Raw genomic sequence first — 25,265 nt, 5'->3', positions numbered from 1 at the left:
CCCTTTCAAGCCTCGGCAATGCCGGGGCTTTTTTTATGGCTGGCGTCTGGTGTTTCTGAAGGCAAGTCGCTGATGGATCAGGGGTTGTGGCAGTTGCCCTCCCTGTTTTGTTTGCAGAAGCTGCTGAAGCGTGCTGAGCACCCTCTTGGGCTGGCTGCAGCGATTAACGAGAGATCGATAAGGACGATCCTCTGCCAGCCAACGTTTCAGAAGGCGTTCGTCAATAGGGAGTGACAGAGATTCCTGCCATTGCTCTGTGCTCACTGATGTTGCGAGATCTGCAAGCTGCTGCCTTACGAGCTGATCAAGTTGCTGGGTGAAAAGCCACTGTTGTTCCTTCTCTATGAGTTCTGACAGTTCTTGTGTGGATCCAGGGCACTGCTCTGCAAGCGCTGCCGCGGGCCCGATGGCTGTTTGGCTGAGAAGGATATGCAGCTGAGCCCCTGGGGAAAGCTTCAAGAGGAGTTGCTGCCAAAATTCTGGAGATTCGATCCAAGCTCGATCATCACTGCTGAATCGACCTCCCACGACTTCGAATTGCCAGTCTTGAGGAAGCGTCTCCAACGCCTTGGTTCCTCCTGAAAGGAGATTGGGGCGATGGAGTGGATCAAGAAGATCCAGCTGTGCTTCAAGTCGGGCTTGCTCTTCAGGGGTGCTGCACAGGATCGTGACGCTCCCCTCATGTACAGCATTCAGTGGACCTAGGGCCCAGAGCAGGGACCTTCCCCCGAGCACCAGCACCCTGTCGGTGCGTTGAAAAGTCACTGCGCTCCACAGTCGCTGTTGCAGGTCTTGCAAACGCTCATCGTTTTGGGCGAGCTGTCGATGCAGCCAGCGCTCCATCTCAGGAAGGTCTGGACCACTACTGAGGAGCAGGGGGTGGGTTAGGGCCGCCTCTGCTGCGACGGCAAGCTGAGCAGCCCGACGTTCGAGCATCCTTCCTCGTCGTTCTCCCTCCCACCCTTGTTTGCTCGGTGTCCAGAACACCTCCCCCTGCAGGGCCTCGGGTAGGTAATTCTGTGCGATCCAATGCTCCCTGTAAGCGTGGGGGTAGCGGTACCCCTTTCCATCGCCGAAGGCTTCACCATCGCGATGCGCATCGCGCAGATGGCTTGGCACATTTTGGTCTTGCGTAGTGCGTACAACACGGATGGCTTCGAACAGTCCCATCGTGCTGTTGCTTTTTTCGGCGCAGGCCAGGTACAGGGCTGCCTGGGCAAGCGGGTAAAGCCCTTCTGGTAAACCGATGCGTTCGAAGGCTGCTGCGCAGGCTTCAACGACGACCACAGCTTGGGGGTCGGCTAGACCAATGTCTTCTCCCGCTGAGATCAACATCCGTCGAAAGATGAACCTTGGGTTTTCTCCTGCTTCCAACATCCGAGCCAGCCAAAATAAGGCTGCATCCGCATCGGAGCCCCGAAGCGATTTGATGAATGCGCTAATCGTGTCGAAGTGGGCATCTCCCTGTTTGTCGTAGAGCACAGCTCGCTCTTGAATCGACTCCTCGGCGATGGTCAAATCAATTTTAATCGTTGCTTCTGGATCGGTTGTGGTTGTGCTTTCCACTGCCAGCTCGAGGGCATTAAGAAGGCTGCGCGCGTCACCATTGGCCACATCCACCATGTGGGCTTCGGCCTCAGGAGTGATCGTGACCAAACGATTGCCATAGCCTCGCTCTTTGTCGTGAAGAGCCCGATGGAGCAATTGATGGAGATCGTTGGCTTCTAGGCTTTGAAGTCGAAACAGACGTGAACGACTTACGAGAGCTTTGTTGACTTCGAAGTAAGGGTTCTCAGTGGTGGCACCGATCAGAGTGAGAGTGCCGTTCTCCACCCAAGGGAGCAGCGCATCCTGTTGAGCACTGTTGAAGCGATGCACTTCATCGATGAACAGGATGGTTCGCAAGCCATGCCTCTCCAAGCGCTCTTTGGCGGCGTCCACTTGCTCACGCAGGTCCTTCACTCCTGCCAGAACAGCGTTCAGGCTGCTGAACTGCGCACGGGTGTGGGTGGCAATGATCCTGGCCAGGGTTGTCTTCCCGACGCCCGGCGGTCCGTGCAGGATCAGATTGCCTACCCGGTCTGCGGCGATCGCCCGGCGCAGCAAACGGCCTTCGGCGAGGATCGCGTTTTGGCCTGCAAATTCCTCGAGGGATGTGGGTCTCAATCGGTCAGCTAAGGGTGCCTGTTGCCGCCTTAGCTGGTTCCCGTGGTGGCTGAACAGATCCTCAACCAACCGACCAATCTCCCCTCAATGGTCTTTGTATATGGATTCTTGCCTGATCCGAACCAAAATTGGGTTGAAATTCGACCATAATCCCTTCGTTCGTCACAGGATTTGTGCTGCGTTTTCGACCACTGCTTCCTGTGCTTTTAACAGCAATTTCCATTAGTGCTTGTGGAGGCTCTGAAGAACAGACGCCAGCGCTACCGGTTCAGCAAGCATCTGTTCTTGAAGCTACCTTCACCGACGATATCGATACGGTGAGCACGCTCGAGGCCAATGAGTTGGTTGAGCTAGCAGCTCAAACGTCAGGTCGTGTCACTGAGATCAAAGTTTCTCAGGGTGATCGTATTGATGCTGGTCAGTTGCTCGTCGTGCTCGATCAGGTTCAGCAACGCGCGGCGTTGGCGGAACAACGAGCGAAAGCGGCAACAGCCAAAGTTGATTGGGAGCGTGAAGAATTTCTCGCAAAAGCAGGGGCTGCCTCGCTCCGTCAGCGGGACTCTTATCGCACGCGGTACGTCGCCGCAGTTGAAAAAGTCAAAGCTTTAGAAGCAGAGCTCAGCTACAGCAATTTGCGCTCACCGACAGCAGGGACCGTGGCAAATGTCCGGGTGAAGGTAGGGGATGTGGTTAATCAAAACCAACCGTTCACGAGTGTGGTGCAAAACAACATTCTTGAGGCGAAGGTCGAAGTGCCGGCGGTCTATGGCGACCGTCTCGCCATCGGCCAACCCATCATTTTGAGTGTGCCTGGAACGGTTAAGCCGCTTGCTACGAGTCAGATTGAATCGATTGACCCTCAAGTGAATCCTCAAACGCAGGGTCTGTTAGTGAAGGCTTTGTTTGACAACGATGATGGCCAGCTACGAAGTGGTCAGCGACTACGGACCAGGGTTCAATTGAAATCGGGTCAACAGATCTCAGTGCCGTTTGCGGCAGTGACGCAAACTTCAGGACAAAGCTTTGTCTTTCGGGTTGGCAACTTTGCGGACCTGAAAGCCAATCCAGGCAAGGCTGACATCGAACGGATCAGTAAAGGTATCGAGAAGGGAAAGTTGCCAGAAAATGCCCTTTTTGCACTTCAAACACCAGTCAATATTGGTGAGGTTCAGAACAACCGTTATCCGGTCACCAAAGGCCTAAAACTCAATGAGAAGGTGATTACGACCAATCTCCTCAATCTCAAGCATGGAATGCCGATTCAGGTGAAAACACAACGCGCGGGATCACAACCTGCTGCAGCTAAGAACTGAGGTTGATTCATGTCCGCATCAAATAATTTCATCACGCGACCGGTACTCAGTACCGTTTGCAGCCTTTTGATCGTGATTGTGGGATTGATCGCAATCCCTATCCTTCCTATTGAGAATCTTCCTGATATTGCTCCTCCAACGGTCAAAGTTCAGGCCACCTACGTAGGCGCTGATGCCGTCTCAGTTGAGCAGGGTGTGACCACCGTGCTTGAGCAGCAGATTAATGGTGTGGAAAATATGGATTTCATTACTTCCAACAGCTCGTCTGATGGCGTGAGCTCTGTATCTGTTTCTTTTAATAGTGGAACTGATGGGAATATTAACCAGGTTAATGTTCAGAATAGAGTTTCTTTGGCTGAGCCTCAACTCCCAGAGGAGGTTCGGAAAGCGGGAGTCACAGTTAATAAGGCTTCGAACTCGATTCTACTTGTTTATAATTTTGTCAACTCTGATCCTTCTAAGACGGAATATAGCGTTGAAACTATTAGTGGCTACTTAGATAAAAACTTAACCGATAACATTAAACGCGTACCTGGTGTTGGAGAAGTCACCTACTTCGGTAATCGTAAAGTTGCTTTTAGGCTGTGGCTCGACCCGGAAAAACTTGCGGCAAATGGGCTAACTTCTGCCGATGTTGTACAGCAACTTCAAAGCCAGAACCGTCTAGTGCCTGCAGGTAAGATCGGCGGCTCTCCTGCTCCTGAAGGCCAGCAATATACATTCACTGTGCAATTGCAAGGACGTTTAACGACGGAATCAGAGTTTGAAAATATCGTTTTAAAAACTACCGATACGGGTGGTTTGATCAAGCTTAAAGACGTTGGTCGCGTGAGCCTGGGTGGAGAGACCTATGGCATCGACGCGATGGACCTCAAAGGCACACCTTCTGTTGGTGTTGCTGTTTATCAGCTGTCGGGTAGTAACGCCATTCAGGTGTCTAACGGCGTGAAGGAGGTGATTGAGCAATTCGAACAGACGCTTCCTGTTGGTCTAGATACCCAGGTGATTTACGACACTACCGACTTCATTAATCAGTCAATCAAAGGTGTCACAAATTCTCTGCGGGATGCAGTGATTCTTGTGGTCTTGATTCTCTTTTTATTCCTCCAGAATTGGAAAGCGACGCTTGTTCCCGCCATCGCCATTCCTGTGGCCTTGATTGGTACGTTCGCTCTCGTGCTGGCTTTTGGGTTCTCTCTGAATCAGCTCACCTTGTTTGGCCTTGTTCTTGCAACAGGTTTGGTTGTTGATGACGCGATCACTGTGGTGGAAGACACGTCTGCCAAAAAAGCTGAAGGGATGACATCTGTACAGGCGGCGATGGCCACCATGGATGAACTCTTCAGCGCTGTGATTGCCACGTCGCTGGTGAAGATGGCGGTTTTCCTTCCTGTGTTGTTTTTCCCAGGAGCAACGGGAACGATTTACAAACAGTTTGCTGCCACCATCCTGTTCTCGATCGGGATCTCAACCTTCAACGCACTCACCTTCTCGCCAATGCTGGCGGCTCTGTTGCTTTCGAAGGACACCAAGCAGCTAAGCAAACAGCAATACGCCACAGCAGGTGTTTTTCTTGGATTTGCTTACGGCCTTCTGAGCGCCGGTGATGGGGCCGGATTGGTGCTGATTCCAGTGGTTGTTGGAGCCTTAGTGGGCTTCGTTGCGATGAAGCTCACTTCGATTCCATTGCGGATGCCTGGAGCTGCGGGCGGAGCCGTTGTGGGTTTAATTCTCGTTGGTGTGACCAATCTCATACCTGTGATTTTGTTCACGGCGATTGGTCTTGTTGTGGGCTGGTATGTTCCTCAGATTTTTATTCACTTCAATCGTTTTTACTCAGGCTTTGAGAAGCGTTATTCCAAAGTTCTTGACCAGGTGCTCAAAGCCCGTCCGATTGTGATGGCGGCTCTTGCCGCCGGGATCCTGCTCACTGGCTTTGCTTTCACACGCATTCCTGGCGGATTTGTTCCGATCGAAGACCAGGGTTATGCCATTGGCTTTGTGCAGGCTCCAGAGGGTGTTTCGAATGAAACGACCCTAGCGATTAACCGCAAAGTGGCAGAGGTTTTGCGATCTGAGGATGATATTTCCGCTGCTGCTTTGTTTAGTGGAGCAAGTTTGGATGGAAATGCTCCAAACAAAGGATTGTTCTTCTTTGGAACGAAGCATTGGGATGAACGTCAGGGAAGCGAACACTCCGTGGCCGCGATTGTTGAACGCCTGAACAAGAAGCTGTTGATGTCGATTGATGGTGGCCGAGTGTTTGTGGTGGAGCCTCCTTCGATTCCTGGTTATGGCGCTGGTGGTGGTTTTGAATTTCAGTTACTGGATAAGAGTAGTGGAGCTTATGGATTGAACCAATTCTTTGCTTCCGCTGGGCAGATTATTCAGGCGGGCAATGCCAATCCAATTCTTAACCGGGTCTATACATTGTTTTCCCCAGAATCACCTCAGATTGAGATCAAGGTGAATCGCGAGAAGATGGCTTCTCTAGGGGTTGATTTTGGCTCCGCCATGCAATCTTTCAGCGTCAATTTTGGTGGTGCCTATGTCAACGACACCTTCCAGGAGGGTAAGGTTCGACGTGTCTATGTACAGGCTGATGATGTCAATCGAGCAACGCCTGAGCAGCTTTCGTCGGTTTATGTGAAGAGTATGAAAGGGGAACAAATCCCTTTGTCTGAGTTTTTCACCGTAAAGCCAACCACTGGCCCCAGCGTGATCCCTCACTTCAATCTCTACCGCTCGATCAAAATTGACGGAACGCCAGCCGTTGGCAAAAGTTCTGGTCAGGCGATTACAGCGATGAAGACAATCTTCAAAGATGCCAATCTGCAAGGCTTGGGCTTCGATTGGACTGGTATTTCAAGAGAAGAGGTGAAGGCAGGATCCTTGGCGGTTGTGATTTTTGCTCTTGGTATTTTGGCGGTGTTCTTGGTGCTTTCAGCCCAATATGAAAGCTATTCGGATCCCATCATCATTCTGCTGACCGTACCAACTGCTTTGCTTGGTGCCTTGGTGTTTCTTGGTGCTGCTGGTCAGGTTCTCAATATTTATGCCCAGGTTGGTCTGGTGATGTTGATTGGCTTGGCCGGAGGTAACGCGATCTTGATTGTTGATCTTGCCAATCAAAAAATGGGCGAAGGCACTTCAGCTCTTGAAGCTGCTCGCTTTGCTGCTCAATCTCGCTTAAGACCGATTTTGATGACAGCAATTTCTTCCTTAACAGGATTTTTGCCTTTGATGTTGGCAAGTGGCGCTGGTGCGCAAAGTCAGTCTTCACTTGGTTTGGTTGTGTTTGGTGGCTTGTTAGTTGCTACTTTCCTTTCCACCCTGGTGGTTCCTGTGTTTTACGTGGTAATGAAGACACTCCTTGGTCAGGCTGATGCCAAGCCTTCTTCTGATCCGCAGCTGAACTAATGACAAAAAAGAGATTCAGTGGCTCAAGGGTGTTGGTGGCAATTGCAGCTGGACTGGCAATTGGTTGCGCAATTGCTTACTTTTTGAAGGTTTTAATTGAGAACACACCGGCTGAGATTGATCTTGGGAAGGTGCGATTGTTCTACTTAATGGTGATTACATCTTCTGGACTCGCTGGTTTTGCAATCGAAACCACCCGTCAACTCCAGGAAGAAGCCGTTGATCCTGTGTATCGCCATCCCAATGCCCATCGAGGCAGGCGTGGGTCACAGAAGAAATAACCCACGCCTGAATCCAATCAGGTAATCACGGTTGGACGATCCATTCCAGTGCGTTCTGTGATTTCGGCAAGTTGATCAATGGCTTTGATCATCTCGCCTAATGCAACCTGGGGATCTTGAGCGAGGTCACCCGTGGTTGGGACGTAGCTCTCGAGATACACCCTCAATGTTGCTCCCTTGGTGCCGGTGCCAGACAGGCGCAGCACCACCCGGCTTCCATCGTCCAGCAGGATTCGTAGTCCCTGCCCTTTGGTGACGGATTGGTCAACGGGATCGGTGTAGCTGAAGTTGTCAGCAGCACTGATGCTGCGGCCCGCGAAGGGTTGACCAATGAGACTTGGAAGCATGGTTTCCAAGCGGTCATAAAGCCCATGTGCTGCTTCGCTTGCAACAGCTTCGTAGTCATGGCGTGAGTAGTAGTGACGCCCGTAACGATTCCAATGTTCAGTCATGATTTCGGCGACACTGCAGCGTCGTGTCGCCAAGATCTGAAGCCAAAACAACACTGCCCACAGACCATCCTTTTCGCGTACGTGGTTACTGCCTGTTCCGAAGCTTTCTTCCCCGCAGAGAGTGATGTCGCCGGCATCCAGCAGATTCCCGAAGAATTTCCAGCCAGTAGGTGTTTCAAAGCAGTTGATCCCCAAGTCTTTGGCGACAACGTCCACCGCAGCACTGGTGGGCATGGAGCGTGCAACTCCGGCGAGGCCTGAGGCGTAACCAGGGGCAAGGGTGGCGTTGGCCGTCAGGACGGCCAGGCTGTCGCTTGGGTTCACAAAGCAACGGTTGCCCAGAATCATGTTGCGGTCGCCATCGCCATCACAAGCAGCGCCGAATTGATAGGCACCACCGTCCATCAGAAGTTCGGCGAGTTCATGGGCGTAGGTGAGGTTTGGATCAGGGTGCCCACCGCCAAAATCTTCCAAGGGAGTCCCATTGCGGACAGTGCCAGCGGGTGCGCCTAAGACCTCTTCCAGCAATTTTTTGGCATAAGGGCCTGTGACTGCATGCATGGCATCGAAGGCCAACGGGAAGTCGTTGCGAATCAGAGCGCTAATGCTCTCGAAGTCAAATAACTGCTTCATCAACAACACGAAGTCATCGACGCCATCGATGACCTCTACTTGCATCTCGCCGATGAGATGGTGCCCCGGGGCCTGAAGGCTGATGGCAGGTGCCTCCACGATCGAATATTCCGTGAGGGTTTTGGTGCAGCTGTAGACCGCATCCGTAAACGAAGCTGGTGTGGGGCCGCCATTTGCTCCGTTCACCTTGACGCCGAAGTCACCATCAGGGCCACCAGGGTTGTGGCTGGCGGAAAGGATGATCCCGCCGATGGCTTGACGTTGTCGAATTAAATTTGAGGCAGCAGGTGTGGAGAGGATGCCGCCTGTGGTGACGATCACTTTTTGCAACCCGTGGGCAGCACCCATGCGCAAGATCACATCGATTGCGCGGAGGTTTCCGTAGCGACCATCTCCACCAAGAACCAAGGTTCCACCCTCCATGCCAGGGAGGGTACGGAAGGAGGCTTCGATGAAACTTTCTAAGTAGTGGGGCTGTTCAAATTGTTGGCTGCTTTTGCGAAGACCAGAGGTGCCTGGCTTTTGGTCGGTGAACGGCGCCTCGAGTTGCACCTGCCGCTGGGTTGGTTCCGTCGGCATTGAAGGGGTCATTACGAGGCAGCATCGATCTCCCAGAACCTAAGCCTGTGCAGGGGGGGGCATTGCCCTAGGTGAGGCCAGTTATCACAGCTGTTGATGGGTAGCTTGGTTGTTTTGTCCCTGAACGAAGAGAGTGATTTGTCTAGGGGCTAGATGCGTATCAATTTTGCTCAGGGCTTCACGTTTGACTAGCTGGAGATCCCGCTGAAGGGGGCTTGTTCGGCTTTTTGGGCTTTTCTGGATCAGCACAGACGACGGTGAGCCGGCGTGCGGGGCTGTCAATGCTGTCGCGACGTTGAGAGCTGTTGCTCGTAGCTGGCTTTGCTTCTTGCATGAGCTCCCAAACGGCGTCTTTGCAGGCTGTTGGGAGACGAGGATGATCCATGAGTGGATTCGCGATGTCACGAGTGCGAGTACAGCTGTCAACGCTGTTCTCTCTTGAACAGGCGTAGGCCAGCAGCTGCAGGGACCTCAATTCACTCGTTGTGGGAAACGGAACGTATTTCAATTGTGCGCGAACAGCACAAGGCGCCAGGATCGTTAACCCAAGAAGGAGTGGCGAGAGTCGCACGGGCAGAAGCGAAGTCATCGGGCCATTCTGGCCCCAGAATCAGGTTGTGGGCGCACGATGCCGCGCCGACTGTTGTATGAGTGGCGATCGAGCTTTTGGGCCTATGGGTTAGAGCATGAAGGCACAAGGCGTTGTGAAGATGAAGGTCACCCATCGATTGTCGCTGCATCGAAATGACCATCTAAAAGTTGTGTTTAGCGGCTTAAGAAGTCCCAATGCTTGCGATTGAGGTGCCGGTTGTAGGTCAATAAGGACTTTGCGCTTTTCGTAGAATGATTTGAATTGGTAGGAATGGCTCAAGCCCTTGTTAGAAATGCGCGCTGTGCGCCTGGGCTTGCGTCTGGGCTTATTTCAGCTCAGCCTCGGAATCCTCGGGGTTCTGATTCTTGGACTCTTGAATCGTCTCCTGATCACAGAGATTGGCGTCTCTGCCGCTTTGACGGCTTTGGCGATCGGTGCCCAGCAGTTGATGGGCTTTACGCGAGCTTGGTTCGGTAATCGCTCGGATCGAATGTCTTCGGGGCGATTGCGGCGAACCCCTTTCATTGTGATGAGTTCGCTTGCGATTTCGCTGCTATTCGGCTTGACGGGATGGGTAGTGCTTCAGCTAGCCAAAACAATGCCACTAGCCAATCAATCTTTTTTGGGTGGATGGATTGGGCTTCTGTTGTTGATCTCCATCGCAACCGGTACAGCAATTGCTGCTGGAGGCACAGCATTTTCTGCTTTGATTGTTGACCTCACAACAGAACAAGAGCGTCCTCGCGTGTTGTCTGTGGTGTGGGGCATGCGCCTGCTTGGGGTTCTGTTAGGAACCATTCTTGTGAATCAGATTTTTGGTGCAGCCTGTGGAACGCAGGCCAGTGGAGATGGCGTTGTAGCAGGGCTCGAACGGCTGATTGTTGTGACTCCCTTGCTCCTGTTTGGTCTTGGTGTGTCGTCAGTGTTCGGATTGGAGCGGCGTAATGTTGCAGATCAGTACTCCGACTATCAGGCAGTTGAGGGTCATCGAGATGGGCCTGACAACTTCAGAGATGTGCGGGAATCACTGACGGTTATTCAATTGCTAGATCGTTTGCGATCGATCCCTCAGGTCGGACGATTTACGGCTGTCTTGTGCCTGTTCACCTTCAGTATGTTTCTCAATGATGCGGTCCTTGAGCCCTTTGGTGCTGCTGTATTTGGCATGAGTATTTGTGCTACAACGGCACTCAATGCATTCCTTGCTGCGGGCTTTTTTGTTGGACTTGGTCTTAGTGGTTTTTGTTTAGTTGGTTGGATTGGTAACGTCAGTACGGCCAGGCTTGGTGCATTTTTTGCGGCGATTTCTCTCGCCCTGATGTTGTTGTCGGCACCATCACAGTCATTACCATTTTTGCGTTTTTCGCTAACAATTTTTGGCATTTCGCTTGGAATCTGTATCCATTCTTCTTTCACTTTGATGTTCACTTTTGTGGAGAAAGGAAGGGTGGGCTTATTGCTTGGTGTCTGGGGTGCGTTGTATGCCTATTCCAGTGGTTTAGCCACCATCAGTGGCGGTGGTCTTCTTACGCTGTTTAAAACACTCAATGGTGGTGATGTATTCGGAGCTTATAGCGGGGTCTTCTGTTTACAGATTGTGGGTTTCCTCGCCGCTTCTTTGTTGATGCAACGATTAGATGTGACTGGATTCCGTAGAAGTGTGCAATCCCGATTCGGAGATTTATTGCAAGTTGCAATGGATTAGGTTTTCAAGACTTTGGAGATAGTCAATCCTTCTAGGTCTAAGTCTCTGGATTGATGACAATTCCTCCTTGAGGTTCTAGCTGAAGCGTAAGTAGATTTAATTTAAGCTGCCTGCTGTTTGAGCTAAGAGATCATGTATATTCTTTCTTGCTTCTGATTTATTGATGACGGCCTGGAGAGTCAGTTTGTCGTTGGTTAGAGGAGGGAGACTTGCTATCCAGCCGGGCTAGGTGTCTTTGCGTTTCGGTCTAGGTGGTGAAGAGCTGCTCATCCTGTCGCAATTGGTCGTCAAATCAATGTGTCTCGTGAACGAGTGCGCCAACTTGAATCGAAAGCTATGTCGAATTTGAAATTAATGAAGGGGTCATTACTAGGCAGCATCGATCTCCCAGAACCTAAGCCTGTGCAGGGGGGGGCATTGCCCTAGGTGAGGCCAGTTATCACAGCTGTTGATGGGTAGCTTGGTTGTTTTGTCCCTGAACGAAGAGAGTGATTTGTCTAGGGGCTAGATGCGTATCAATTTTGCTCAGGGCTTCACGTTTGACTAGCTGGAGATCCCGCTGAAGGGGGCTTGTTCGGCTTTTTGGGCTTTTCTGGATCAGCACAGACGACGGTGAGCCGGCGTGCGGGGCTGTCAATGCTGTCGCGACGTTGAGAGCTGTTGCTCGTAGCTGGCTTTGCTTCTTGCATGAGCTCCCAAACGGCGTCTTTGCAGGCTGTTGGGAGACGAGGATGATCCATGAGTGGATTCGCGATGTCACGAGTGCGAGTACAGCTGTCAACGCTGTTCTCTCTTGAACAGGCGTAGGCCAGCAGCTGCAGGGACCTCAATTCACTCGTTGTGGGAAACGGAACGTATTTCAATTGTGCGCGAACAGCACAAGGCGCCAGGATCGTTAACCCAAGAAGGAGTGGCGAGAGTCGCACGGGCAGAAGCGAAGTCATCGGGCCATTCTGGCCCCAGAATCAGGTTGTGGGCGCACGATGCCGCGCCGACTGTTGTATGAGTGGCGATCGAGCTTTTGGGCCTATGGGTTAGAGCATGAAGGCACAAGGCGTTGTGAAGATGAAGGTCACCCATCGATTGTCGCTGCATCGAAATGACCATCTAAAAGTTGTGTTTAGCGGCTTAAGAAGTCCCAATGCTTGCGATTGAGGTGCCGGTTATACCTCAATGCATGGAGTTGTAGAGTATGTTAAACCCTAAAAATTTCTATGTGAGGCAAGAAGTTGATTATGGCAATTGTCTGAAAAAGTTTCGTCGCCATTCGTTTCCCATCTCAGACCAAGGAAAATAAGGTGCTGTCAATTCTTTTGACCAAGAGCGTAATTCGCTATGGGAGATTTCACATCCTTTGGATGCGGCTAGTTCGATTATGTGCTTGGGGGTGACTGCTGCCTTTACTTGAGACTGAAGTATTTTGTCTTCATTGAGTAATCTGCAGAATAATATTAATTGGTTTGGATTTGAGGTTGAATCTTCCATTTTGTCTGGTGTCACCTATGATTTTTGCTATGAAAAGAAGTATCTAATATTAGTTGGCTCATATTGCTTTTGCAAGTATCAGGCAATGCACAATGCAATGGCTGCATTGATGCTTTTTATGCGTGATGCGCATTGGGAGTGGTCATTTTTCTCGGGCGTAAGGAGATAATACGTTAGTGATGATGATGCTTGCAATCACAGGGTTTTATCAAAGTTCTTATTGGTTTAGAAGGAAGGAATTAGTTCACTATGAACTTTAGACTTTTCAGTGATTCGTTTCTTCAGGCATGATAAAAGTGATTGAATTTTTTGGTTGTCGATTAATTCCTTCTTCACTACCAAGCTTTCGCCGCTGTTCAGGTTAAGATCATAATTAAGAGTTGAAAGATTCTCCATTACTTCTAGCCCTAGGCATGTTGCATAGCTGAGTGTTACCTCATCTTCAGTTTTGCCTTCCCATAGCTCTTTTTTATACTTTTTCATCTTTGCTTCTGTGCACCACAATCCATGAGATCGTAGCGTCGCTTCAGTGCGTGGAAACCATCCTTTAGGTAGTGACAAAGAAGGAAACACTTCTAAATCTTGCTTGCTAATATTTTTTTTCTTTGCCAATGGGTGATTTTTATTCGCAACTAGCTTTACTGGAGTTTTGCAAAGATCAATGACGGTAAAAACAGGATCATCTTTCTCAGGCATGTCAGGTTGATAACTACTTATCCATGCATCGATAATTCCTTCACGGATGAGATGGAGTGGTCGTTTCATTCCAATATGATCCCAGACGCCATTAATCCATCCTTCTGGAGAAGGAGTTGCCAATGTTGGTCCGGCCCAGAATGTTGCTTCTAATCGAAGTTTCTCTTCATTGTTGTTGCATCTGTAAATCTGATGAATTATCCTTTCCATATCGATAAATTTTGTTTCGCCCTCTATTCTCCATTCGCCAAAATCATCTCTCCTCATTTTGAGTCCAAGTTTTTTTAATGTCTCAGTATTGCGACGAGAAATAGTACTTTGTGCAGTGAATAAGCGTTTTGCGCACTCTTCGCCTGACCTGAGCCAAATTTGACAGTCGAGATATCGTAAATCTTCAATACTTATCAACTTTAATCTCGATTCTGTCGCGATGATAATGATTCCTGTTGTCAAGCGCAATACCTTGGCTGGATTATGCAATTTACGAGTAATGTTTATTTTGCTAACTATTTTGTCCCTTAGCGCAATAGCTATATGAAGTTGATTCTAGTTGATCAAGAGGTTTTATTCTCTAAGCATGCAGCTGATTTCTTGTAAGATTGTTTTTGCCTGAAAATTGTAGCTGTGATTAAGACTCTTCCTTTTCGCCTCTCGTTTTATGGCTTTTAACGCGGCTCAGGCATTAGGTAGTGCTTGACACTAGTCCGATGATTTCCTGATAAGAAGTGGATAATTTATCGAGAAGCGGACGCTTCACCTGATCGTAAATCTTATTAAGATGCGAATTGTGCATAATGCTTTTTACGCTTTAGAGGCTGGGCTAATATAAATATTAGCTTGATTTGAAGATCAATAGCCAATTTTAAGGCTCCCATATGTTTGACACTTTTCGCTTATCTTGCCTTGATTGTCTTGTTTGGTTGCGCTCTGGCCAGGAAGCAGCGCTTCGGTTGAATTGCAATCAGGCGACAGTTTCTCGTAACGCGAAATATGTAGCTGATTTTCTTGAGCTTGATACGCGTAAATTGGAGGGCGAATGGCATTTGGGTGGAAACCTTTCCCTTTTAAATGCTGAGCGTAAGGTTCATCAGATTTATCGTTGGAGTCAGGGTAAATCGCTGAGGATTGACTCCAATTTTGGTGCTGGTGATCCTTATTTTGAAGAATGTTCTATTCCTTGGGTGTGCGGTCGTTCCAATTTCTTGAATACAAGCTATCCACTGACACTCCTTCGCGATTCGATCTTGGATGCTTGGTTGGGTTGCTACCCCGATGTGCCAGTAGATGATGATGAATTTGTTGTAATTAACCTCACTCGATATCCATCCTATTTTTTAGTTGACCGAATGCATCCCCTCTTGGAGCGAGAAGATGAATTGGTATTGGATGACCTACAGGATTACCCGCTCTTGTCACTACTTGATGGGGCTTTGCCTAAGATTCAGCATCATTTGGAAGGGCTGGGCTTTCAATGCTCAAGCGTTGGGGCAATACGGCATGAAGTCGGCTCTTGGGAGGAGCGCACGCAAGACCAGGTATCCATCAGCCATGGATGTATTCATACACTCCGAGGTTTTGCTGGAAAAAGTGTCCCCTTGCCTCTATCCACAGGTCTAACTTTGGGTGATTCGTTGGTGGTCAAGCGCTGCTTCGCGGGTTCTGACAGCTTTCGGCAGCTTCTGCTCTATCTGAGTGAACGCGCTCATTCCATTTCCGTATCTCTACGCGATGTTGAATGTTGTCCTGATCCATTTGACTGGTTATCGAATTCAACTTTCGGTTAGACTCCAGTCACTATATCGAGCCAATTTTGCCTCATTCCTGATACCTCAGTTCCTCTCCTCTCCATTCGCACTTGATAATGCTGACGTCCAATCTTATTGCGTATGTGAGCAGTAATCCCTAATTTGGCGCTCCTCCACAATCGATTTATCTCACGAGTAAAGTGAGTGGAAAGCTTGGGTGAGTGAATCACCAACAATGTTTATAGCAAGTGATTGTGCCCTATCGTTATGTCCATCAAGGAGTACTGAGCAAAAAAGAAATCCAGTAGTTGCTGGTACACCTCAAGACCCATGAGCAAAGGTTTTATCCCTGTCTTGTCTTATTGATGAGTACAGGCCTCGGATATTCAGAATTGAAGTCGAGTGAGATTGGAGGAGTAGGAACTAATGGATGTTTAAAAAATGATCTTCAATCATTTATTCCTGTGTTGAAGTCTGATGCTTCTACTATGAGGAAAACTTTTGAATCAAAGAGAAGTACAGAGGTATACCAATGATTATATTGAATGGAAAGGTCACTCCAAGTGCTGCAGATAGATAAAGACTTGGGTTGGCATTAGGTAAAGATGAGCGCATGGCAGCGGGAACAGCGATGTAAGAAGCGCTTGCGCAGAGAATGACAAATAAGAGTGCATTTCCAGGTTCCAAGCTAAAGAATCTGGCCAAGGCGATTGCAATGAATGCGTTAAAGAGTGGAAACAAAATCGAAAAAGCAATTAAGAATATGCCGCTCTTCCTTAATTCGTTGATCCGCGAGGCGGCAGAAATCCCCATCTCCAGTAGAAACAAGCAAAGCACTCCATAGAAAATCTGGTTGGTGAATGGTGCAATCTTTTCGACGCCCGAGTGATCAAAAAATTCGGACAGTGCGCCAACCACAAGTGCTCCTAGTAGCAAAAATACTGATGTATTTAAAATAGATGTCTGAATAATAGTGGCAAATTTTTTTTTCTTTCCCTGCTCATTATTTGGTGTTTGCTTTGATTTTTCATGCAGTATTAAGCCCATCACAATCGCAGGAGATTCCATCAAGGCGAGTGCGGCAATCATAAATCCGGAGTGTTCAACCGCAAGTTCATTGAGGAATGAACTTGCGGTGATAAATGTTACGGCGCTGATCGAACCAAATGATGCGGCGAGAGCAGCAGAGTCTCCAGAACTAAAGCGCTGCCTGAGGATTGGGAATGCATATACCGGTACTATCACTGCCATAACAAAACAGAGAAGAAGTATTTTTAGGACCGAGCCACTTAGGCCACTCACTATTAATTCCACGCCTCCCTTGAAGCCAATTGATATTAGTAGATAAAGTGATAGTAGCTTTGAGACTGGTTGTGGTATTTCCAGGTTTATCTTTAGGAAAACAGCCAAGGCGCCCAGAAGAAAGAATAAGACAGCGGGCGAAAAAATGTTTTCAAAAATCAAGGCCTGGTTCACCTGTCTAGTGCTTCTTTTTCTATGCTATCACGCTTACTGGTTAAGAGTATGTTTTTGTTGAATGCGATCTGCATCTGCAGTGAATGAGGATTTTGGGATGCAACTTCACTGGTCTTGCCTTGGATCTGTAGCCTGAAAGAGCTATCTTTTGGTATGGAGCAATTCGCTTAATGGTTGTGATGGTGCCACGACTATTGTTCATTGGAATAGGTATGGTTGTTAGAGCTCAGGGGAAGAGATTTGCGTTATGAACGATAATCATTGGGCATGCATTCGTTGAATGGCTACTGCCCACTTCTTGAGCTGCTTTTCAGCTACGTTCAGTCCTCTTCTCCCCACTCCCGCACTTGGCACGCTGACGTTCAAGCTTGTTGCGCATTCGAGCGTTAATTCCTAATTCCGCGCCTCTCCACAAACGATTTATCTCACGCGTGAAGTGTTTGGCGAGCAGGGGTGAATCAATTACTAGCAGGGTTTCATCGTTAGTGTGTGCTGCAGAGGGCGACCAATTGAAGGACCCCGTGATAACTGTTTTGTTGTCGATTACTGCGAACTTGTGATGCAGCTTGTCACCACGCGCGAGGCCGGGCGTGCCGATGCCCTTGAGCGGTTTGGTTAAGGGTTGATTGTCTGTCTCTAATTTGCAGAAGCGATCAGGAATTGCGAGGCCGAGGAGATCCAGCACTTCTGAAAAGGACCGGCTTGCAAATCCAGGGTCAGCAAGCAGGCGCAGTTTCACTCCAGCGGATATTCGCTCTGCAAGTTTGTTGGTGAGCTGCTGCGCAGAGAAGACGAATAAGGCAAGGTCAATCGTTTTTTTGGCGCTTTCTAGTTGATCCTCAATCAAATCAAGCCCATGGCCTTGATTTGATTTTGACTGGGGAGGAAACAGCACGCTGATGTTCATCGTGCCCATCTTGATTGTTTGCTGAGGCTGGGGCACTTTGTTGCGTCCAAAGTGGCTGTCGTTCGATCCGCCAGGGCCATCGCCCCACATCTGTGCAAACTCTTCCTTAAAGAGAGTGGCTAAAGCTGGGTTTTGAATACTGATCAGGTGATTCACGTTCCCGCGTGTTTGCGTGACTCCAGCGTCACCATGCATGCCGGAGTTGGTGAAGTTCGCGCTACCAGTGATCACGCGCTCGCCATCGATAACCACAAATTTGTGGTGCATCAGGCCGCTTCCCTTGCTGCCGTCTTCGGTGTCATCAATCCAAGAAATCTGTCCGGACTGAAGGATGAGTAGTGCATCGCTCTCTCGTTCTTCTTCTGGACTCACAACACCGTTTTGATCTTGATCGGCTAAGGCTTTTAAGCTCTGGAGTCTCTGGCGTTGATGACGACTGAGATCGAGCTCATGATGTTGGCTCCAGGGGGTGCTGTAGTTGTTTTCAAGAATGACTTTCACTTTTACGCCTCGTCGTAAGGCGGCAACAAGACTGTGGGCGATGCGAGGCAGAGATAGTTCTTGGACCGCTACCAAAATTTCTTCTTCAGCGGACTGGATCGCATCGATCAGCATCTGTTCGAGATTGTCGCCATTTCTCCATGCTCCAGTTAACGGACTTCGATATCGTTCACCCGCCCGGTGGTTAAACCCAACTTCGATGCCTACCGGCAAGCCCAGGTCGACCGGCTTCTGACCGAGCACAACTCCAGCTCGACTACAACCGCTGGCCAGCAGACCAGATAAGGCCGACGCAATTAAGCCACTTCGAGGGGCTTTGCGTTGCGATCGATTCACAGGACATGGAGCACACCTCAGAGTGAGGGTTCCACCCTCAGTGAGGCATCTCAGATGTCAGCAACATGGAGGCAAACCAAAGGGTGCTCAGAACGAGGGCGACCCCCACGCCTGCGCCGATCCCCACTTTCGCCATGGTTATTGGCACAAGAATTGGAAAGGCGATGGCGCCTGCCAGAGGAGTGATTGCAACAAGCCAACGCAACATTGAGGTGTTCAGAATTAGAACCACTCAGCGCGGGCTTCGCTGGCTGGATTGCTGTTGTCTTCAGGTGTTACACGCTCAAAATTGAGGGTGATATTGCGCTTCTGTTCCCCATCTGCGGCAGTGGCTTCAATGGCGTAAACCTGCTCGCCATCGCGGAATGGAACTTGAATGCGAAACGTTCCGTCGTTTGAAAGGGGCACATCCTCTTTGCCAATGGTGAGGCGTGCTGATGGATCAGTTGCGCCATAGACGATCAGCTCAGCATCGGCAACGAGCCAGAACGATCGCTGGCGTGGGGCAACTCCACCGAGGCCAGATTCATTGCGTCCGCTGGCCCACAAACCAACTCCTGAATCATTGAGTCCAAGCTGACCTGAGCCCATCGAATCGGCTTCATGAAGGATCTCAGAGCCAACGCGACGACTGCGGAAGTGGGTTGTTGCACTTTGGTAAAGACGCTCGTGCAACTTGCTGTCGGTTGGTTCTGGATCATGACCAGGGGTAGACATAGGCTGCAAGGGAGCTGCAGCTGGTGTGGCATCCAGGCTGAAAGGCACAAACTGATCAAGGATTTGATCGCTGGGGTGGAGTGCTGGCACCCTTGCTACTGAGGAGAAAGCCAGAGAGATCCATTTGTTTTCTGACTTGTATCCAAGTTCAACCCTGTAATCGCGATCGCAAAGAGGAACTGGTAGGTACCACTCTGTGCTGTGGCTATCAACAGGAACTTCCTGGAGGGTGTGAGGGTGGGATGAGCCGTTTTCGAGCCCGGTCACATCGGCGAGGCGCAGGCAAAGGAAAGCTGCTCCTTCTGATTGAGCTTGCCGTCGATCGCTATCGGATATTTCCCAAAAGACATAAGCCCACTGTGGGTCTCTGGGCAGGAAGACCACGCGAGTCGTTGCCTCTCCCATGGAGGGAGCATTGAGCTCTGCCTCCATGGCCACGCGATCGCCCTCACGACGGTCTTGGCGCTCCGCGATAGCGCTGACAAGGTCCTCCTTGCTTTTACGGCTGTAGAGGGTTACCCCCAGATCACTTGCCATCTGGCGGAGCTGACGCAGCGTCAGGCGGGCTAGGGATGAGAGGGCTTGCGTCACGGACAACCAACCGAGTTTCTTCGGGATCAGTTTGCAGCCAACTTCCATTTTTCAGGCACCTTTCTCTTCTGTGGTCAGCATCTTCTGACTCCAGCCCAGGGGCTTGAAGGCTTCAGTTGGCTGCTCCCACGAGCTGGACACACAAAAAAAGGGGGCCTGATGCCCCCTCGTCTTTCGCCGAATTTTTTTGGGTTCAGCGACCGATGCTGCGATAAGGAACCTTGGAGAGGTAATCCATGTCTGCACTTCCACTGGGAGCGATCCCATTGGTATTGGCCAAGCCACGAACCCAAGGGATGTAGTCCTCTGGGAACCCGCCACGCTTGACTTTGGCTCTCTCTGGAATGGTCTTGGCTTTGACCGAGTTTGTGTAGACAAACCGAGGGAACCCAAGGATTCCGCGGTAGTACTCGTCGTAACGAGGGCTTGTGACGTTGAAAGGTGTATCTCCCAGATCCCTGCCTGGAAGCACCCTGTTGCGTTGGAATGGAACTGTGTCGTACCCAAAGGCATCCAGGTATTCCTCGCTATCGAGCAGCGCGTCCACCATCCCGGTGATGCCCTTTGTGGCAATCAGGATGGACCAGGCGATCTCCTCAGATTTGCCGCTTGTTTTGCGACCTAGAAGCTTCTCCACAAGGTGGCGAACCACCTTGTAGTTGCTGTTCATGCCATAAAAGCTTCTCTGGAACGTGTCGGAGAGGCAGAGCCCACGAACAAAGTCGCGGACAGTGATCTGACCGTCTCGCAGTTGGGATTCCAGATTGACGTCCCGATCCGACTTGAAGGCGTGGAAATAAATCTGCCTGTAAGCACCTTCAATAACGGTCTTCAGGTTCTCTGCATCCATGGCGATGTCCATGGAATACGAGCGTGGAACCTCGTCGGATGCGACCCGCAACGCCGCCACCCTTGAGTTTTGGGTGATCGGTGCGTACTGCAATAGAGGAATGGCCACGCAATCTTCAACATCCTTCGCTAGCGATCGTAGAAGAAGAGTCCGTTGCGCCTCTTCCTCACAGGTCAGCACTCACAGTCCGTAATAGTTGCTGCCGGCGGTTCTCACCAGCCGAAAGGGGCTGAAAGTGGTTCCAATGACACATCCTTTGGCCCTGCTGGCGCCTCTGTGATGTCCTCTGTCTCTTCGCTTAAACGCGTTTCCATACAAAAGGATGCGTTGTTCGAAAGGCCTTCCACCGTGCTGGATCGCAGCCTGACGTTCGGGTTTGTGAACCAGAAGCGTTCCCAGACGGTCATGGTTTCGTAGCTGGTGCAGAGGATGAGACCGTCCTGCTGATCCATTTGGAAGGTCGAGGTGGCCGGTGCTTTTTCGGCGTAGCCCAAATCGCGAAGCAGGGTGCCGCTGCGTCCACCTTCCCCATCGGGGATCAGGCCAAAGACCGTTTCGCCGTCATGGGCATCACCGTTCTGATCCCATGCCATGGAGGCGCTCCAGCGCACAAAGCTCCCTCCTGCAATGCTCCCCGGGGAATGACCATGTTGTTTAGCCAGTGTTTGCAGCCGAGGGTCATTCGGATCGAGATCTTCCACAACGATGAGAGATCCACCCGCTTCTGCTCGTCGGTGCAAGAGGTGATGAACGCTGCGTTGTGATCGCCAGCGACCGCAACTCTGTTGAAAGAAATGGACAGCGTTGGTGATGGCCGAGGTCATGAGGGGAATGACTCTTGTATTGGATGATCGCAGTCCAAGGGATAGTTGTGTGGTCTCTCGACCCTGGCTTTGCATGCCTGGGTGCTGGCCTCAATGAGCTCTTCCAGGTTGAGTTCCAAAGGAGAGAGGTCTCGCTGTCTGGCGAGGTCTTCTAGCTGCTGTGCCGCGGCAAGAAATTGATTGAGGAGTAGGTCGCGGAATTGAGGCTCTTCAACCAATTGAGGCTGTTCCAACAGCCATTGCTCGAGCGAGCGTTGGTCTGGAAGTGGACCTGACTGACGTGGATTTGCGATGACTTGAAAGCTGCGTAGGCAGTGAGCTAGGAGGCGCAGGTGGTGGCGATCAAGGTTGGGAAGCAACGTGGCTTCAATCCGCTCGGCATCCGCTCGAGATAAGGGCCCTGAACCGAAGAGCGGCCGTTCAGCCATGGGTCAGTCCTGCTTAGGGGCGATGCTGAAGCCACAGGAATGTCCCGATTCCAGGCGCCAATGGACTCTCTCCACCAGGCAATCGGGAAAGGTGTGTCTGATGAGCTGCAGCTCTTGATCGCAGACCGCTGGGTATTCCTCAGCAATTCTTTGCACAGAGCAGTGAAATTCGCAGATGCACCACCCTGGTCCCGTTGGGGCTGGTTGCATATCGCTGACGTAACCCTCCTTTAGACGGAGGTTCACAAGCGCCCGAACTCTCTCTTCAAGAGATGCGTTCCCCAGTTGTTTCCGGTACTGGGTGGCTTTCTCCAGAGCTTGCTGGCGCAGAAGGTCAGCCATTACCTCAGGCGACAAAGTCGCAGCCATGGACTCCAGCAGACCTAGAGCAAAGTTCTCGCTGCCGTCAGGGAAGTGCTGGTGCCCTTTCGGAGTGAGTCGCCAAAGGTTCGATGGACGTCCTGGCCCCGCTGGCGTGGGGCTGGCCTCCACGAGAGCATCATCTTCGAGGCTGCGCAGATGACGGCGCATGGCTTGCACGGAAATCCCCAGCGTCTCTGCCAATTTCGCCGCGCTGGCTTCGCCCTGCCTCAGAAGCAAGGTGAGCGTGGTTTCGCGGGTAGGGGCCTGAGCCTGAACGCCCATGGGATGAAACTGTTGAACTCACGATGCCACGGGAAGGCCGCAACCGGCGTGAGAGCACCCTGCCGTCTTCGCCAGGATTAACGAAGATTGGACAGATGTCTGCTCAGCGGTTGTTCGCCCCTTAAGAATGATGGCGTCTCCGGACGATGGATCTGTGCCCTAGTCTCCTAGAAACGAAACCTCTATGTTTCGTATCTCGGTTCTGGCCTGACCCTTGGCCGGAGTGTATTCAGGCTTTCGTTCTGACTACGTCCTCTCCTCTCCCCCCTTGAGCCCAATGTCCGATGCGTCCGCTGGCAGCACAGAGCCGACAGCTGAAAGCCTTGAGGTCATTCGCAAATTTGCCGAAACGTACGCCCAACGGACCGGTACCTACTTTTGTAGTGATCCCGGCGTAACGGCAGTCGTTTTAAAGGGTCTTGCCAAGCACAAAGACGATTTGGGTGGCGCTCTTTGCCCGTGTCGTCATTACGAAGACAAGCAAGCAGAAGTCTCTCAGGCATTTTGGAACTGTCCTTGTGTGCCGATGCGAGAGCGGAAGGATTGCCACTGCATGTTGTTTCTCACCGAAGACAATCCTTTCCGCTGCGAGGAGCAGACCATCAGCACTGAAACGATTCACGCCACAGCAGGTTGAAGTCCATGACCAGTACCTCCACACGCGAACTCGTCAGTCAGCCGTACAAGTACGGGTTTGTCACTGATATCGAAACAGAGAAGATCGCAAAAGGTCTTAGCGAGGAGGTGGTGCGACTGATTTCTGCTAAGAAAAATGAGCCGGAATTTCTCCTTGATTTTCGGCTCAAGGCTTATCGTCATTGGCTTAAGTTGCAAGAGCCTGACTGGGCTGCGTTGGGTTATAAAGAAATTGATTATCAGGAGATTGTTTATTACGCTGCGCCCAAGCAGCAGGAGAAAAAGCAAAGTCTCGATGAAGTTGATCCCAAGCTTCTTGACACCTTTGAAAAGCTTGGTATCCCTTTAAGCGAGCAAAAAAGGCTTAGTAATGTTGCTGTGGATGCTGTTTTTGACAGTGTTTCGATCGCAACTACGTACAAAGAAAAGCTTGCAGAGCACGGAGTAGTTTTTTGCTCCTTTAGTGAGGCGGTTGTAGAGCATCCTGAGTTGATCGAGAAGTACCTCGGTTCGGTTGTTCCTAGTAGCGATAATTATTTTGCGGCTTTGAATTCTGCTGTTTTTAGTGATGGATCATTCGTGTTTATTCCTAAGGGGGTGGAATGCCCAATGGAGCTTTCTACTTACTTCCGGATCAATTCTGGTGATACTGGGCAGTTCGAGCGCACGTTGATTGTTGCTGAAGAAGGTGCATCGGTGAGCTATTTAGAAGGTTGTACTGCGCCGATGTTCGATACGAATCAGCTTCATGCTGCTGTTGTGGAATTGGTTGTTTTGGATGATGCCTCTATAAAATATTCCACTGTCCAGAATTGGTATGCGGGAGATGAGAATGGCGTTGGCGGTATTTATAACTTTGTGACGAAGCGCGGTCAGTGCAGGGGAGACCGCAGCCGTATTAGTTGGACACAGGTCGAAACGGGTTCAGCCATTACTTGGAAATATCCAAGTTGTGTGTTGCAGGGTGCTGATTCGGTTGGCGAATTTTATTCAGTTGCTCTCACGAATAATCTTCAACAAGCTGATACCGGTACAAAAATGATTCATGTAGGACCCCGCACCCGCTCCACGATTGTGAGCAAAGGGATCAGCGCTGGTAGGTCCAGTAATAGTTATCGAGGCCTCGTTCAAGTTGGCCCGAATGCGACAGGTGCTCGAAACTACAGCCAATGCGATTCGATGTTGATTGGTGATCAAGCTGCAGCGAACACTTACCCATACATTCGTTCTCAGCAGCCTCAGGCTGCGATCGAACATGAAGCCAGTACTTGCCGCATGTCGGAAGACCAATTGTTTTATCTCCAAAGCCGTGGCATCGACTTCGAAGAAGCTGTCTCGATGATGGTGAGTGGCTTCTGCCGGGATGTGTTCAATCAACTCCCCATGGAGTTTGCGGCTGAGGCCGACAAGCTTCTCGCTCTCAAGCTTGAGGGTTCGGTGGGTTAATCCCAGCTTCAAACTTCTAATACTCGTTTTTTTCTTCGTTTTCTTCTGACGTGATCCGTCCCGACGCTGAGCCGCTCCTCGAAATCACTGATCTGCATGCGTCCGTTGAGGGCAAGCCGATTCTGAATGGGGTGAACCTGCAGGTGAAAGCCGGCGAAATTCATGCCGTGATGGGCCGTAACGGAAGCGGTAAGAGCACGTTGTCCAAGGTTTTGGCGGGTCACCCCGCCTATCGAGTGACGTCTGGGTCTGTGCGTTATCTCGGACGTGACCTTCTGGATTTGGAGCCTGAGGAGCGCTCTCGACTCGGAGTGTTCTTGGGCTTCCAGTATCCGATTGAGATTCCTGGAGTGAGCAACCTCGAGTTTCTTCGTGTCTCTACGAATGCCCGGCGCGAGAAGCAAGGCAAGGAGGAATTCGACACGTTTGATTTCGATGATCACGTGCGTGACCGCTTGCAAGTAGTGCAAATGGACCCTGCATTCCTGGAGCGAAGCGTGAATGAAGGTTTTTCTGGCGGCGAGAAAAAGCGCAATGAGATTCTTCAGATGGCCCTGCTGGATCCCGTGGTCGCGATCCTCGACGAAACCGACTCTGGTCTTGATATTGATGCCTTACGCATTGTTGCTGGAGGCGTGAATCAGCTGGCGAGTCCGGATAACTGCACCTTGCTGATCACTCACTATCAAAGGCTTTTGGATGAGATCACGCCGGATTATGTGCACGTGATGGGGGCTGGGCGCATCCTGAAGACCGGGGGGCGTGAATTAGCTCTTGAACTGGAAAAAATTGGGTACGACTGGGTGGATCAGCTGCTCGCGGCCGAGGGGGTGTCCTAACG

General features: G+C 50.6%; 21 protein-coding genes and 1 pseudogene. 9 read left to right on the top strand and 13 right to left on the bottom strand.

All coding sequences use genetic code 11. The features are described from left to right. Positions 1 to 33: 33 nt before the first annotated feature. The gene (locus SYNC_RS11470) at positions 34 to 2,235 is read right to left on the bottom strand and encodes an AAA family ATPase (RefSeq protein ID WP_011620404.1); all 2,202 of its coding nucleotides are present in this window, start codon (positions 2,233 to 2,235) and stop codon (positions 34 to 36) included. 104 nt (positions 2,236 to 2,339) lie between these two features. Here SYNC_RS11470 and SYNC_RS11465 point away from each other — a divergent pair, with 104 nt between their 5' ends. The 3 genes from SYNC_RS11465 to SYNC_RS11455 are packed head-to-tail and all read left to right on the top strand — an operon-like array spanning position 2,340 to position 7,180. Then, complete coding sequence (locus SYNC_RS11465) at positions 2,340 to 3,479, top strand: efflux RND transporter periplasmic adaptor subunit (protein ID WP_011620403.1); 1,140 nt, start codon at positions 2,340 to 2,342, stop codon at positions 3,477 to 3,479. Between the two features lie 9 nt (positions 3,480 to 3,488). Then, positions 3,489 to 6,899 (top strand): efflux RND transporter permease subunit, encoded by a 3,411-nt coding sequence (locus SYNC_RS11460; RefSeq protein ID WP_011620402.1) that lies wholly within the window; start codon positions 3,489 to 3,491, stop codon positions 6,897 to 6,899. After that, the gene (locus SYNC_RS11455) at positions 6,899 to 7,180 is read left to right on the top strand and encodes a hypothetical protein (RefSeq protein WP_011620401.1); all 282 of its coding nucleotides are present in this window, start codon (positions 6,899 to 6,901) and stop codon (positions 7,178 to 7,180) included. Before SYNC_RS11460 ends, SYNC_RS11455 begins: the two co-directional genes overlap by 1 nt. 17 nt (positions 7,181 to 7,197) lie before the next feature. On the opposite strand, the gene SYNC_RS11450 is transcribed toward SYNC_RS11455, so the two are convergent. Further along, positions 7,198 to 8,856, bottom strand: coding sequence for an alpha-D-glucose phosphate-specific phosphoglucomutase (locus SYNC_RS11450; RefSeq protein WP_041426726.1), 1,659 nt, complete (start codon positions 8,854 to 8,856; stop codon positions 7,198 to 7,200). Between the two features lie 166 nt (positions 8,857 to 9,022). Continuing rightward, complete coding sequence (locus SYNC_RS11445) at positions 9,023 to 9,433, bottom strand: hypothetical protein (RefSeq protein WP_011620398.1); 411 nt, start codon at positions 9,431 to 9,433, stop codon at positions 9,023 to 9,025. A gap of 295 nt (positions 9,434 to 9,728) precedes the next feature. On the opposite strand from SYNC_RS11445, the gene SYNC_RS11440 reads away from it, so the two are divergent. After that, positions 9,729 to 11,141, top strand: coding sequence for an MFS transporter (locus SYNC_RS11440; RefSeq protein WP_041426725.1), 1,413 nt, complete (start codon positions 9,729 to 9,731; stop codon positions 11,139 to 11,141). 235 nt (positions 11,142 to 11,376) lie between these two features. Beyond that, positions 11,377 to 11,567: pseudogene (locus SYNC_RS14050) on the top strand (sigma factor-like helix-turn-helix DNA-binding protein); the annotation flags it as partial. A gap of 107 nt (positions 11,568 to 11,674) precedes the next feature. On the opposite strand, the gene SYNC_RS11435 reads toward SYNC_RS14050, so the two are convergent. Further along, positions 11,675 to 12,085 carry a hypothetical protein gene (locus tag SYNC_RS11435; RefSeq protein WP_011620398.1) on the bottom strand — a complete coding sequence of 137 codons (411 nt, stop codon included), beginning with the start codon at positions 12,083 to 12,085 and terminating at the stop codon, positions 11,675 to 11,677. Positions 12,086 to 12,851: 766 nt separating this feature from the next. Continuing rightward, positions 12,852 to 13,781, bottom strand: a complete 930-nt coding sequence (locus tag SYNC_RS11430) for a LysR substrate-binding domain-containing protein (RefSeq protein WP_237699217.1) — start codon at positions 13,779 to 13,781, stop codon at positions 12,852 to 12,854. Positions 13,782 to 14,242: 461 nt separating this feature from the next. On the opposite strand from SYNC_RS11430, the gene SYNC_RS11425 reads away from it, so the two are divergent. Beyond that, positions 14,243 to 15,106: a hypothetical protein gene (locus SYNC_RS11425; protein WP_193328831.1), complete on the top strand. Its 864-nt coding sequence runs from the start codon at positions 14,243 to 14,245 to the stop codon at positions 15,104 to 15,106. A gap of 447 nt (positions 15,107 to 15,553) precedes the next feature. Here the strand turns inward: SYNC_RS11425 and SYNC_RS11420 are convergent, their stop codons facing one another. From SYNC_RS11420 to sufR, 8 genes are all read right to left on the bottom strand, one after another. After that, positions 15,554 to 16,543, bottom strand: coding sequence for a sodium-dependent bicarbonate transport family permease (locus SYNC_RS11420; RefSeq protein ID WP_011620394.1), 990 nt, complete (start codon positions 16,541 to 16,543; stop codon positions 15,554 to 15,556). Between the two features lie 310 nt (positions 16,544 to 16,853). Then, positions 16,854 to 18,287: a phosphatidylserine/phosphatidylglycerophosphate/cardiolipin synthase family protein gene (locus SYNC_RS11415; protein ID WP_011620393.1), complete on the bottom strand. Its 1,434-nt coding sequence runs from the start codon at positions 18,285 to 18,287 to the stop codon at positions 16,854 to 16,856. 37 nt (positions 18,288 to 18,324) lie between these two features. Beyond that, positions 18,325 to 18,495, bottom strand: coding sequence for a hypothetical protein (locus SYNC_RS14820; protein WP_167897229.1), 171 nt, complete (start codon positions 18,493 to 18,495; stop codon positions 18,325 to 18,327). A gap of 14 nt (positions 18,496 to 18,509) precedes the next feature. Beyond that, the gene (locus SYNC_RS11405; RefSeq protein WP_011620391.1) at positions 18,510 to 19,643 is read right to left on the bottom strand and encodes a DUF4912 domain-containing protein; all 1,134 of its coding nucleotides are present in this window, start codon (positions 19,641 to 19,643) and stop codon (positions 18,510 to 18,512) included. A gap of 145 nt (positions 19,644 to 19,788) precedes the next feature. After that, a complete protein-coding gene (locus tag SYNC_RS11400) occupies positions 19,789 to 20,553 on the bottom strand; it encodes a phycobilisome rod-core linker polypeptide (RefSeq protein WP_011620390.1) in 765 nt (254 codons plus the stop codon). Between the two features lie 104 nt (positions 20,554 to 20,657). Continuing rightward, positions 20,658 to 21,269 carry a phycobiliprotein lyase gene (locus tag SYNC_RS11395; RefSeq protein ID WP_011620389.1) on the bottom strand — a complete coding sequence of 204 codons (612 nt, stop codon included), beginning with the start codon at positions 21,267 to 21,269 and terminating at the stop codon, positions 20,658 to 20,660. Then, complete coding sequence (locus SYNC_RS11390) at positions 21,266 to 21,697, bottom strand: hypothetical protein (protein WP_011620388.1); 432 nt, start codon at positions 21,695 to 21,697, stop codon at positions 21,266 to 21,268. The genes SYNC_RS11395 and SYNC_RS11390 overlap by 4 nt, the downstream gene beginning before the upstream one ends. A 3-nt stretch (positions 21,698 to 21,700) precedes the next feature. Continuing rightward, entirely contained in the window at positions 21,701 to 22,342 is a 642-nt protein-coding gene (sufR, locus tag SYNC_RS11385) for an iron-sulfur cluster biosynthesis transcriptional regulator SufR (protein ID WP_011620387.1), read from the bottom strand. A 277-nt stretch (positions 22,343 to 22,619) separates the two neighbouring features. On the opposite strand from sufR, the gene SYNC_RS11380 reads away from it, so the two are divergent. The 3 genes from SYNC_RS11380 to sufC are packed head-to-tail and all read left to right on the top strand — an operon-like array spanning position 22,620 to position 25,263. Beyond that, positions 22,620 to 22,979: a ferredoxin-thioredoxin reductase catalytic domain-containing protein gene (locus SYNC_RS11380; protein WP_041426724.1), complete on the top strand. Its 360-nt coding sequence runs from the start codon at positions 22,620 to 22,622 to the stop codon at positions 22,977 to 22,979. A gap of 5 nt (positions 22,980 to 22,984) precedes the next feature. Then, complete coding sequence (sufB, locus tag SYNC_RS11375; protein WP_011620385.1) at positions 22,985 to 24,424, top strand: Fe-S cluster assembly protein SufB; 1,440 nt, start codon at positions 22,985 to 22,987, stop codon at positions 24,422 to 24,424. 50 nt (positions 24,425 to 24,474) lie between these two features. Further along, positions 24,475 to 25,263 carry a Fe-S cluster assembly ATPase SufC gene (gene sufC / locus SYNC_RS11370; RefSeq protein WP_011620384.1) on the top strand — a complete coding sequence of 263 codons (789 nt, stop codon included), beginning with the start codon at positions 24,475 to 24,477 and terminating at the stop codon, positions 25,261 to 25,263. Positions 25,264 to 25,265 lie beyond the last annotated feature (2 nt).

Origin of the sequence: Synechococcus sp. CC9311 (assembly GCF_000014585.1) — a bacterium.
Classification (GTDB): Bacteria; Cyanobacteriota; Cyanobacteriia; order PCC-6307; family Cyanobiaceae; genus Synechococcus_C.
Note: the sequence above shows the minus strand (reverse complement) of the source record. Positions and strands in the feature narration are given on the sequence as shown.